Source organism: Lewinella sp., assembly GCF_050633125.1.
GTDB lineage: Bacteria > Bacteroidota > Bacteroidia > Chitinophagales > Saprospiraceae > Lewinella.
This window is the reverse complement of sequence record NZ_JBOEFX010000080.1, coordinates 13210-25937: the sequence shown is the minus strand read 5'-3', so window position 1 is coordinate 25937 and position 12728 is coordinate 13210. Positions and strand designations below refer to the sequence as shown.

Here is a 12728-nt window from a genome sequence, read left to right as displayed (position 1 = left end):
TAATCAGGTTTGCAGAACAAACACCCAAAATCATCCCCAATGAGATGCTACATTTTACTCACTTTACTCTTCTTGAGCGTTGTGGCTCTCCAGGCCCAAGCCCCCATTATTACGGCGGGGCAGGAAACAGTACTGGAAGGAAGCACCATAAGTGTGCCCGTATCGGTAGCGAATTTTAATGATGTAGTAAGTATTCAATTCACCCTCCAGTGGGACCCCGCAGTGGTTACTTACCAAAACACAGGTGACTATGGCCTACCCGGCATGTCGGAGTTCAATTTTGGGGAAACAGATATTGCTAACGGCCGCCTCACTTTTGTGTGGTTCGATGGCCAAGTGAGTGGATTTACCTTACCCGATGACAGCGTTATTTTTTCGGTAACCTTCCTCGCTATTGGCGATCTCGGCGACAGTTCGCCGGTGAGTTTTGTCAACGCTCCTACCCCAATCCAAATAGGTGTGATCAATGGCGTACTCATTGAAGAAATAGACGGCACCTATATTGATGGAGAGGTCCAAATTATTTCAGAAACCTTACAGGTAGAAACCTCGACGACATCCAACACTTGTTTCGGCGAAAGCCAAGGCAGTATAACAACTAACGTTGAAGGTGGCCTTCCTAGTTATGTATTTAGCTGGACAGGCCCAGACGGGTTTACCAGTAGTGATCCGAATATCGACAATCTTGCAGCAGGAGATTATGCCCTTACTATTACCGACCAAAACGGTAGTATTTACGAAGATGACTTTGTAATTACGGAACCATCCGCTATCCAAGTCGACAATATTCAACTACAAGAAAGTAACTGTGACACGCCTACTGGTTCCATCATGCTAACCGTAAGCGGAGGAATGCCAGATTACCTCTATGATTTTGGTGATGGATTTTCGCCTGACGCAGTAGAGAATCAATTGGCAGCAGGCAGCTATCTAGTACAAATACAAGATGATTCAAATTGCCTTATTGATACCCTGATCACCATTTCAGAAAGCGGTGCCCCTGAGATTGTGCTGGAAGATGACTTTTCTATTTGTCCGGATGACTCCGCAACCCTAACCGCCAGTACCGACCCTACCTTTGTCTACAACTGGACGCTGGATGGGCAGCCAATTACGCCAACCACTAACGAGATTACTGTTACTGAAGCGGGCATCTACGCCGTAAGTGCGACCAATACTGCCGGCTGTACCGCCGTTGATCAAGTAACTGTTAGCGAAAGCATGGTACCGCAAGTCGAATTGGGGCAAGACCTTGAACTTTGTGCCAACGACGAAACTACATTAACCGCCAGCACAATGAACAACCTCACCTACAGCTGGACGCTAGATGGGCAGCCCTTCCCTCAAACCACCAACGAAGTAACGGTAAATACCACTGGGGTTTATGCCGTAACTGTAACCAATGAAAACGGGTGTACCGCTACCGATCAGGTTACCATCACAGAAGTAGCTGCGCCTAGCATCGAGTTAGGAAATGATTTTGGCATCTGTCCAGAGGAAGAAACAACCCTATCCGCAAGTGAAGACCAAAACCTCACCTACAGTTGGACCTTCGAGGGGCAACCCTTAACGGAAACGACCAATGAAATAAGCATCAATACGGTAGGAACTTACGCGGTAAGTGTAACCAATGCAGCAGGCTGTACCAGTACTGATCAAATCACCATTGAAGCTGATGCGGTGCCAGTGCTGGAGCTAGGCGAAGATGTCGGGATTTGCCCCGGTGAAACAGCCACCCTAAGCGCAGGAACCGACCCTACCTTTGTCTACAACTGGACGCTGGATGGGCAGCCAATTACACCAACGACTAATGAGATTACGGTTACGGAAACAGGGCTTTACACCGTAAGTGCAAGTAATGATGCTGGTTGTACGGCTATGGATGAAGTGATTGTCAGCGATGCAATCCTTCCCTTGCTTGATTTGAGGCCAGATACCAGTATTTGTCCCAAAACGACCTTGATACTCTTGGCTAATGAAGATTTAATAACCTTTAACTGGACCGTTGATGGCGTACCGACCGGCACTGATGCTCCAGAGCTTCTGGTATCAAATGAAGGCCTGGTCGTGCTTGATGCGCTCAGCGAGGATGGTTGTGCTTTAAGCGACACCGTTGCAATCAGCCTTATTCCTTTTCCTACAACTGTAGGGCCGGATACGACTATTTTTTCCGGGCAAGCCCTCACTTTGTTTGCAGAAGGCGGTATTGCCTACAGCTGGATGACAAACGTAGAATTATCTTGTATTGACTGCCCTGATCCAGAAGTTACGCTGGATGAGACAACTACTTTCCTCGTAGACATTACTTCTTCGGAAGGCTGTATCGTAACCGAAACGCTAACCGTAAACGTAGAAGAAGCACCTGAGGTACTGGTAGACCTTGTCAACTTCCTTTCTCCTAACGGCGATGGTAAAAACGACGTTCTAATTTTTCGGGGCTTAGAAAACTACCGGGGTAATCAACTCAGCATCTTCAACCGTTGGGGTGACTTGATCTTCAGCAAGCCCAACTACCAGATCGACGGCGAATACTGGGATGGCACCCGGAATGGCCAGCCCTTGCCACCGGGCATTTACTACTATGTGCTAAACATTGATGTTGCCTCGAAGCCCATCAAGAGTGCTTTGACGATTGTGGTTGATTGATTTTTCATTTATCACATAGACACATAGTGTGGCTTTGCCAAGTTCAAACTCTTTTAAAAAAACACCTCTGTGGTAAAAAAGTAGCTAGATTAGTTTCACCACAGAGAAACAGAAGCGCCAACAACGCTTTACTTAATTGGAACAACCTTTTTGTTATGAGATATACTACCCTATTCATTTTGTTTTTCCCGCTTTGGCTGGTGGCCCAACAAGTGCCTCACACAACTGCGTTCAGTTCTACCTACGCGAGTTGGAACCCGGCGATGACGGCACCTTGGAGTTATGTAGAAACCCAAGCTGTTTATCATCAACAGTGGATGGGTTTTGCGGGTGCTCCGCAAACGGTTATGGCCGACATTCAAGTGCCTATCCTGGATTACAACATGAGTGCGGGCCTGCAGGTGCAAAACGACCAAGCGGGGCCTTTGCGGCAAACCAGTATTTCGCTGCTGTATGCCTACCAAATAAAGCTGGACTACAATCATCGGCTCGCCATCGGGGTAATGGCCAACCTGAGTCAGTTTGGTTTTAATGGTAATGACTTGGCTGCTTACGACCTTGATGATCAACTTTTAGGTACCGGGGAAAGCACGATCAATCAGACCAACTTTGGCGTTGGTGTTTACTACACAGGGGCTGATCCTGACGACTATGAAGAATCCTACCTCTTTGCGGGCCTGAGTGCCCAGCAGGTGATGCCGGGAGCACTACGCTTTGCGGAATTCAACGAGACAGCTAACTTCAAGCGAGTACTTCATGGCTTTGGCTTGGTAGGTTATCACTTTGATCACCGCAGTGGTTTTGTAGAGCCTAGCCTACAAGTACTGTACGCGACCAACAACATAATGCACTTCCAACTGGGCTTGCAATACGAAATGTACGACACCTTCTGGACAGGGTTGACCTTAGACTCTTCTTTCCGCACCGGGGTACAACTGGGCTATATTGTGGCGAATGTCGGTGCTGGCAGTTTACGTATCGGTACGATGGCCAGCTATAGCATTTCCAGTCGAGGGCAAGAACAGGGGGTAAGTCTGCAGGCCTTGGTGGGTTATCGGTATGCGCTGTAGTGACTACGCCTGATTTTACACCTGAATAAAACCAGGCACTTATTGATCATCTGTTGCTTAGTTGTATTACGAGTATCTTTAGAGCTTGTTTGGAAATTTTCCGAACAAGCTCTAAAATTTAGCCTACGTATGCTTGACATTTTTAAAAACTGGATAATAAAGCAGGGCCTCGAATTGTCTACTGCCGATCTTTTATCACGCAGCTTACTTTTTGTGTTGATTATTGTTTTAAGCCTTATTGTTTATTTGCTTGCGAAGCGTTTTATCCTAAGGGCACTCGCTGCTATTATTGGCCGAACAGCAACGCAATGGGACGATATGCTTCTGCATAAAAAAGTATTCAACCGTCTCGCTTATCTGGCGCCAGCCATTTTCATTTATTTATCTATTCCAATTCCTCTGGCGGGTTACGATTCGTTCATTTCTTTGGCTAACGGGCTCATTTTCATCTACATGATTGCGATGGGGATACTGGCTATTGATGCCTTTCTAAATGCTTCCCTGGCTATTTACAGCACCTATGAGGTTTCAAATAGACTTCCTATAAAAAGCTTTATTCAGGTTCTTAAAATCATCATTTATTTCACCAGTGGCATATTTATCATTTCCATTTTACTGAATAAAACGCCTGTCTATTTATTTAGCAGCTTAGGCGCTCTTACGGCAGTATTGATGTTTATTTTCAAGGATGCTATTTTGGGTTTTGTAGCTGGAATACAGTTATCAGCTAACCGAATGGTAGCCAAAGGAGACTGGATTGAGATGCCAAAATATGGTGCAAATGGTGATATCGTTGAAATCGCTTTAACGACCGTCAAAGTGCAAAACTGGGACAAAACCATTACGACAATTCCTACCTATGCTTTAATTACCGAGTCCTTTAAAAACTGGCGTGGCATGTCTGAATCAGGTGGTAGACGGATTAAACGTTCTATCAACATCGACATTAACACCATTCGGTTTTGCACAGAAGATATGCTGGACCGTTTTAGTAAAATCCAGTATATCTCCGATTACATTGAGGAAAAAACCATAGCGTTACAACAAAGCAATAAGCAAGAGCAGGTGGATAACTCCAGCCTCGTGAATGGTAGAAGAATGACCAACATTGGAACATTTCGTGCCTATGTTAAAGCTTATTTAGGCAACCACCCAATGATCAATAAGGACATGACGTTTCTGGTAAGGCAACTTGCGCCAACAGAACATGGCCTACCCATCGAGATTTATGTATTTAGCAAAGACCAGGAATGGGCTAATTATGAAAATATCCAGGCTGATATCTTCGATCATATTTTAGCGGTTGTCCCGGAATTTGATTTACGCGTTTTTCAAGATCCCAGCGGCAGGGATTTTAATAAACTGACGAATTAAAGCGCTATTCAAAATTCAAGCGACTATGGTTATTATTGGTAAAATCCAGATTGTGCTCATTGTACCACTCGAAAAAAGCATCGTATTCTAAATCGTTTTCCTGATAAAATTCTCCAAAAGATGCTATATCTCCGGCTCTGAACAAGAAGTAATTATATAGTTGAAAATAATCAGCTTCGATCACTTCGGCTTGATAAGGGAAAAGTACAAAAGGGTATTTTTCCTGGCTGTTGTTCTCTTCGTCCATCCAGGATTCCAGGAAAACGGTACGGGCTTGGTGAATCCCCTCCAGGTCAAGAGGAGCATCGGAATAGACGATAGCTGTCACCGCATATTTCGTAGCAAATTCCCCTTCAAAGGGCAGCAAAGCAAAGTTGTTTGCTTGAAGTGTTTCCAAATTCAATCGATCGACCGAGATGGTAAACCCTGATTCGGTAAGGTCGAAGCTACCAGAAGTATCGCTTTCCACAACGTAAACCTCATTATAAAGCTCAAAAAGTAAGCCGCTAATTTCATCTACCCTTTCTGTTCCAAATTCAAGGTTGAGAAAAATTTCTCCATAAAGAAGCGCCCATACTTTTTCGGAAGTGCTCGCAAAAAACTTGGTTGCCCAATAGTAATTCGAAGGATGAGTAGGATCAACCTGAATGCCTTTTTCCCAATAATAACGCGCGAGGTTGTAGTCTTCTTCTGACATGGCCACCACCCCTGATTCTAAATACAGCGGCCCTGAGTTGGGAAATTTTTCCAACCCTTCTTCGTATACCTTTTTGGCTTTCTTGCGCTTACCAAGTACATCATAGGTATTGCCCAACATTTGGTAATAAAGCGGTTGGCTATCAGCGCCTTTGAGCAGGGACCTAAAAACAGGGAGTGCCGCATCATACGCTCCGCCTTTGTAATGCGCCAAGCCTATTTCATAATCGTAGGTAGACTTGCCCGGAAAGATTACTTTGGCTTGTTCGAGATAATCAATAGCGGCAGCGATTTCTCCTTCATCCATGAGGTTCATACCAATTAGCGCGAGCGAATCTGCTTTCATTTCAGCGCCACTTTGAGCATTCATTGCAAAGGAAAAGAGTAATAAAAACACGAAAGAGAGCGTAAGATTCAGCATAATGAGGGCTTTAAAATAATTAAATATCAAGTAAAAAAGGTATTTATGGCAGCTTCCTTTCTCAAAAATAACGCTACTAAGGTAATCTACGCACCTTGTACCTAGTGTAAAATGAGAAGAGCAATAAAGTTATAAAATAGGTCCCGTAAATAATCCTATCATTGTTTTCATTAACTGGTAGTAAGAATAGGACAATCGTCATAACAACAAATGCCGCAGCGAAAACACTCAAGGCTTGACTTAATCTAATTACTTCTTTTGCTACCAAGAACGTATCGAAATAAACTGAGCAAAGGATTCATTTTCACGTGAACATCCAATGCCGGCCTTTTCATTAACTCTTTTAATCTAAATATCTGCTCCTGCTTATCCTTGGGAGTTTTCACCCGAAGAATTTTCTCCCATACCAACTCCAACGCAGAACTGTCAACCTCTTTCATATACCAATCTTCTCCTACTTTGGTAAAATGCAAGTCGGTTGCAGTGGATTTATCTCTTGTTGAGATTTGAAGATGGTCTTTTTCTCTAGAAGGAAAAACCTCAACGACTTTGTTATTATATTTCCCTAAAGTCCGTACAGCAAAAACATCCTTCAGCTGATCGATGGTGACTATTTTATAAAATCCATTATTGTGACTGGATTTTATGAAATCCCCAAAAGGACAATTTGCATTGTTCTCATACCAAATTTGATAGCTTTTCTCTTCAATTGGAACAGGGACTTCCTCTCGAGACTCAATGAGCTTAAGTTCGTAGTTTTTGTAGGCTGTAAATATTCCATTTCGTATAAGGTTCATAAAATCGATATTTCCCAAGATACTATTCTTCTTTCACCTCAAAAAATAAAGTATCACTAGATACTCCCGTGAAAATCCCTAGCCCATTTTCCACATTGGAAGGCGGCGCTGTAATACTCAGCGTAGAAACATCTGAAACACTGTACAATGCTGCATATTCTGGATTCACGCGAAATACGATAACGCGGTGTACTCCAAATTGACGAATCTCCCGATTGGGGTCAATATTATAATAATCACTCACCTGGGGTTCGCTGATAAATTGAAAATTTCGAAAATTCTCTTGCAGTGTATCCTGCTCTGCAAAGAGTTCATTAATATAATCAGGATCTTCTTCCATATTCTGAATAACAACATAGTAATAATCGCCTTCCGTATTATCCCAGGTGATCTCGATGGCATTTTCTCCGGGTGTTCCTCCTCCCATCGGCGGGAAAGAGCCCAAAACTATTCGTTCCATTTCAATTAGGGTGTCAGAAATGACCGCTTCTTTTTTCATAGGAACAAAGGTCGTAGCGGCTACAAGGGTGTTGTTGTACTCAAATTGAAGGGTATAAATTGCGCCACTCTCAATATTGAGATCTGGACTATAATAATAACCGGCCTCTTCATTCATAAGCGGATAGGTCCTATCACCATCAGATATTTCCACATCCAGACCGTTGATCGGCAAAGCTGTCGTATCACTACTTCCATAAGAAATCGTCCTGACGATAAAAATACTGTCACACCTTTGGCCAGCATAAAGGAAACCTGTGACCACTGGCGTTTCCGATATTAGGTTGGTTACCTCGTCTTTTTCACAAGCCATTAAGCTTAGGAGTAAAACAAAGGCAACTGGTATGTATAATTGAAATTGATTCATTGTTATTTTGTTTTAAAAATTATGATCAGGCGTTTAGTCCTTATTCAAAAATCTACTTGTTGCGCATTAACCATCTACTAGCGCAGTGACCAATTGAAAAACAAACTTGGCGTAAAGCCCAATAAAGACACATTGGTTTCCAACAGTTCTCCTTCTACGACATCGTACTCCTTGTACCACAGGTTTTTACGACCATAAAGATTGTATACCGAAAGACCAAAACTAGCCTTGGAACGTACCAGATCGAACTCGTAAGTACTCGAAAGGTCGAGGCGATGATAAGCGGGCAAACGATAGGCATTTTTATCACTTACCTCAAAGAAGCTGGCGGTACTTCCATCCAGTAGTGGAACCTCATAAAAACCGGTAGGCGCAGTGTAAGGGCGGCCACTGGCGTAGATAAACGAAGCACCAAATGTCCAGTTTCTATGCTTGTAGTTACCTACCAATTTCAACTCATGTGTTTGGTCTTGATTGGCATAAAAAGGCTCGTCTCCAAAAGCGTCGAAATCATATTTTACTTGCCCCAGCGTGTAGCCAATCCATCCCGTAAACAAGCCTAATTTCTTCTGAGCCAACACTTCTACCCCTTTAGCAACGCCACTACCTGTGTAGAAAAACTCTTCGTAATCCAAGCTTGCATTTGGCCCAAAGCCAGAGGGCGTAAAACGCGTGGTATACTCAGAGAGGCCATCCAGGTTTTTTCGGTACATCTCTACATCAAATAAGTAAGACCCCACCTCGTAACTCGCCCCCAGAATATAGTGTGTAGCTGAGCTAATTGGAACCGTTTGATCATCCGCTAGCAACCAGAAATCGCGGCTACCTTGTTGAATATCTTCCCGTACAATTCGAGTAGCAAACTGGTTGTACTTGCCCCAAGCTCCCTTCAATTTCACAGCATCAGAAAGCAAGTAGGTCATGGAAGCCCGAGGCTCGACATACAACTTATTGGTGACGCTGTAATGAGTCGTACGAAGGCCACCGGTCAATATCCACTTCTGTGCAATGGTCTGTCGATCCTGTACGTAAAGGGTGCTTACTAAGCCTTGATCTACCCGATTCAGGATATCCAGCGTATCGTTTTGACGATACAAGTATTCAATATCATTGTACGAGGATTGAAAACCAAAATCAAAGCGGTTATTACTCGTGAGCTGCCATTCGTTATCTAGCTTCAGGGAATAATCTCGTAGGTTATTGTATTCCAAGCTGCCGTTATTCAGCGTAAAGCTGGTATCTGTACGGTTTACACTTGTAATATCACTTCGGTCTCGCTCACTAAAATAGTTCGAGTAAGACAAGTTGAGATTTGAATAAAACTTGTCATTCCACCTGCGGCTCCACTTGAGTGCTGAGCCCCAGTTACCCCAATTGGTCAAGTCTGTATTTTCGCGATCAAAACTAAAGTCTACATTTCGGTTCCCGAAGGCGCTATTGTCGGTATTACGTGAATTATCGAGATGGTCCTGCCCGTTGTAAAAGCTGAGAGACAGGATGTCTTTGTCATTTAATCGATAGGTTGCCTTTCCATTCAAATCATAAAAATAGGAACTAGGTTCTACCTCTTGCTGGCCAAATCGGCCACCACCAGGACGACCACCACCGCCAGTATTCGTGGTAGCATTTGCAGTGCCACTATCTGTAAAATCATTAAAAAGGTTGCTGTAGAAACTGCTCTGAAAAGAGCGCCTTCCCGCGATTAGAAAAGACCCTTTCCCATTGGCAAAAGGAGATTCAATAAAGCCATTGATACTCAACAAACTCAGTCCCATGCCTGCATTGAATGACTGTGAATTTCCATCCTTGCCGGTCAGCTCTACTACGCTTGAAAGTCGGCCACCATACTTGGCACCAAAACCGCCTTTATACAACTGTACATCCTTGATGGCATTTGAATTAAAAGCGCTAAAAAAGCCAAAGAGGTGATCAACATGATAAACCGTAAAGTCATCAAAAAGAATGAGGTTCTGATCCGGTGTTCCTCCTCTCACATAAAGGCCGGAAGAACTTTCATTAGACCCACTAATACCCGGCAACAACTGCAAAGATCGAAAGATGTCTTTCTCTCCGAAGCTCGGTAAAGTAGCGATAGCCGCAGGTGTGATACTCACTTTACTCACCCCCGTAGAAGCCTTGAGTAACTGCTCTTCCTGCTCTGCTATTACAATTACCGCTTCGAGCTGCTGACCAATGACTTCCATCTCAATGCGTAAATCTTTTTGGGTATTTTCAGGGGTCAAGCGATAATACTCGGTATGATAACCTAGGTACTGCACCTCTAGAACAGCCGTATCAGACGGTACATTTTGTAGTGTAAAATATCCATCACCATTCGTACTAACGCCATTGCCCGTACCCACGACTAAGACGGCCGCATAGGGTAAAGTCTCTCCGCTAGCCTTGTCTTTCAATGTCCCTGATATGGATATATTATTGCGAGTAGCCGTATATTCAGAAGGATCAAGGGCGGTCTTGCCAAAATTTGGATCTTTAGAAATGATAATCGTTCGTGGTTCCTGAAGTTCAAAAATAAGCCCAGTACCTTTCAGGAGGTAACCAAGAGCCTCCTCTAGCGGCATTCTCGGAATGGTTTGGTTAATAACAATCCCTTTAACATCGGAAGCATCAAACTCGAAATTGAGTCGTTCCCCCAACTTCAAGTCAAAAAAGACCATGTCCAAGGCCTTGTCCTCATAGGAGTATTTGATTCTTTTATCTGCTAAGCTTTGCCCCTGTAGCTGCCCCCCTAAGGTCAGCAACAATACTAGTAGCCCTATGCCAAGTGTGGCACCCTGGTTTTTCATCGTTTCGTTTTTAGCGTACAATGCCGTATTGACGCCTGACAGCTTAAATACGCTCGCAGGCCATCGGTCTTTTCAACCAAAACGGCTAAAAAATCAACGAAACAGGGATATAAAAATTAAAACAGATAGGGCTGCACCGCATCCAGGTAGCTCCCGCCAATAGGCAATGCTGCTTTTTCGATAAAAACATGGCCGCTATTCGTAGCCGTAATCTTACTCACGGCGACAATGTAGGACTTGTGTATACGTACAAACTGGCCTTGTGGCAAATCCTCTTCTAATCGTTTGAGCGACTGTAAGGTGACCACCCGCTGACCAGGCAGATGAATAGCCACGTATTCTTTCATTCCTTCAATATATAGAATCTCATCCAGAAAAACCTTGTGGACGGTACCACTAGACCGAAAAAGCATAAAGGGCCTATCTTGACTTTCTGTGGCCTTTTTTTCTTCTGATAGAGGCTGGCCTGCCCCCACATTCAGTCTTCTGGTCACCTTGTTGACGGCCTGCACAAAACGTTCAAAACGAAAAGGCTTTAATAAATAGTCAACCACATCCAACTGATAGCCTTCGAGTGCATACTGCTGATAAGCAGTGGTAAAAACGACGAGTGGTTTCTCTGGCAGAGAGTGCAGTAGCTCAATCCCGCTAAGTTCTGGCATTTGAATATCCAGAAAAATGAGGTCAATACGTTCGTTTTCTAAGACCGTGATGGCTTCAATTGCATTTTTACATTGCTGAACCAACTCCAATTGAGGTAGTTTTCCGATATAGTTTTCTAACAACGTCCGGGCTAGTTTCTCATCATCAACTACCAGGCACCTGATCCTGCTTTTGGTCATAATTGAATAGAGAGTTGAATGACAAATTGTTGGTCTTTTTGGTCAATATTAAGCTCATGCTTTATTGGGTATTCCAGTTCTAGGCGTCGGCGCACATTTTCCAGGCCAATGCCGCCAGTAGGGTCTTTGGTCCCCCCTTGTGCAAGCATACTGTTGCTTACTTCAAAGCGAATAGAGGAACCATCTTCAATAAGTTGAATTTTGATCCACCCATTCTCAGTATCCTCGATTTTACTGTGCTTAAAAGCATTCTCTACAAAAGGAATCAAAATCATCGGCGCAATATGGACTTTGGCATTTTTCACCTCCAGCGTCGTTGCCACATCTAGTGGCTCTTCATCTTTTAGTTGTTGTAAAGCAATATAATTCTGAATATAGGCAATCTCCTGCTCAAGGGTAACACGCTCCTGATTGCTATCGTACAGCATATATCTCAGCATTTCCGATAGCTTCATAACGACTTCGGGGGTTTGCTTGGATTGAATCAAAGACAAGGTGTACACATTATTGAGCACATTGAAAAGAAAATGAGGATTGATCTGGCTTTTGAGAAACTTCAGTTCTGTTTCTAATTTCTCATGCTGTACTTGGCTAGCCAGTTGCTCTTGCCGACGATTCAGCTGTATACTTTCCAGTACAATTCCTACCATAAAAACAGCCGCATAAATGATAAGACTCAACATATACTTAACCATTGGCCCTGGCGGCCCTCCAGGTTGCCTCATTGGCCTTTCTATAGCAAAGGGGACTGGATAGAACCTAGCTAATACGCCTTCTATTGCTACCGCTAAAAAAAGCACCCCGGCCAAACTTACAAATACCGCTAAACCATAACGTTCATATTTTTTTTGCTCAAACAAACGTGGGATAAGCACATAAGAATTCATTAGAATAATTACCAGCGCCACTCCAAGGTGAATGAAATTGCGGTAGTACAAACCTACTGGCACATCAGTACCCACAAACATGAGGTTCATCGACCCAAACAGGCTTACCCAAAGTACAATTTGAGCAACGACTCTATTCCGTTTCTGTGCAAATATTTCCATAGATTTTAAGGTATTGTGAAGTTCACCTTTATCCATTTCTCAACAGGGACTTTGCAGCAGGTAAACCTCACCGTACTCGGTACTGCGTATTAGGTAAAGGAATTCTGCAGCCCTAAACACGCTCTAAAGGTATTGATTTATACCCATTACCAAGAAGCTTG

The 12728-nt window shown here is 43.6% G+C and carries 9 protein-coding genes; 3 read left to right on the top strand and 6 right to left on the bottom strand.

The genetic code is table 11. From position 1 onward, the window contains the following. Nucleotides 1-39 precede the first annotated feature (39 nt). From ACRBG0_RS17590 to ACRBG0_RS17580, 3 genes are all read left to right on the top strand, one after another. The gene (locus tag ACRBG0_RS17590; protein ID WP_431488172.1) at nucleotides 40-2646 is read left to right on the top strand and encodes a gliding motility-associated C-terminal domain-containing protein; all 2607 of its coding nucleotides are present in this window, start codon (nucleotides 40-42) and stop codon (nucleotides 2644-2646) included. A gap of 155 nt (nucleotides 2647-2801) precedes the next feature. Then, entirely contained in the window at nucleotides 2802-3716 is a 915-nt protein-coding gene (locus ACRBG0_RS17585) for a PorP/SprF family type IX secretion system membrane protein (RefSeq protein ID WP_431488171.1), read from the top strand. Between the two features lie 129 nt (nucleotides 3717-3845). Beyond that, nucleotides 3846-5090, top strand: a complete 1245-nt coding sequence (locus ACRBG0_RS17580; RefSeq protein WP_431488170.1) for a mechanosensitive ion channel family protein — start codon at nucleotides 3846-3848, stop codon at nucleotides 5088-5090. Between the two features lie 4 nt (nucleotides 5091-5094). Here ACRBG0_RS17580 and ACRBG0_RS17575 read toward each other — a convergent pair whose 3' ends face one another. From ACRBG0_RS17575 to ACRBG0_RS17550, 6 genes are all read right to left on the bottom strand, one after another. Continuing rightward, nucleotides 5095-6207 carry a tetratricopeptide repeat protein gene (locus ACRBG0_RS17575; RefSeq protein WP_431488169.1) on the bottom strand — a complete coding sequence of 371 codons (1113 nt, stop codon included), beginning with the start codon at nucleotides 6205-6207 and terminating at the stop codon, nucleotides 5095-5097. 245 nt (nucleotides 6208-6452) lie between these two features. Next, nucleotides 6453-7004 (bottom strand): hypothetical protein, encoded by a 552-nt coding sequence (locus ACRBG0_RS17570; RefSeq protein ID WP_431488168.1) that lies wholly within the window; start codon nucleotides 7002-7004, stop codon nucleotides 6453-6455. Between the two features lie 22 nt (nucleotides 7005-7026). Continuing rightward, nucleotides 7027-7869: a DUF4249 family protein gene (locus ACRBG0_RS17565; protein ID WP_431488167.1), complete on the bottom strand. Its 843-nt coding sequence runs from the start codon at nucleotides 7867-7869 to the stop codon at nucleotides 7027-7029. A gap of 77 nt (nucleotides 7870-7946) precedes the next feature. Further along, nucleotides 7947-10676, bottom strand: coding sequence for a TonB-dependent receptor domain-containing protein (locus tag ACRBG0_RS17560; protein WP_431488166.1), 2730 nt, complete (start codon nucleotides 10674-10676; stop codon nucleotides 7947-7949). A gap of 116 nt (nucleotides 10677-10792) precedes the next feature. Next, nucleotides 10793-11518, bottom strand: coding sequence for a LytR/AlgR family response regulator transcription factor (locus ACRBG0_RS17555; RefSeq protein ID WP_431488165.1), 726 nt, complete (start codon nucleotides 11516-11518; stop codon nucleotides 10793-10795). Then, nucleotides 11515-12567, bottom strand: coding sequence for a sensor histidine kinase (locus ACRBG0_RS17550; RefSeq protein WP_431488164.1), 1053 nt, complete (start codon nucleotides 12565-12567; stop codon nucleotides 11515-11517). Before ACRBG0_RS17550 ends, ACRBG0_RS17555 begins: the two co-directional genes overlap by 4 nt. Nucleotides 12568-12728: the final 161 nt, after the last annotated feature.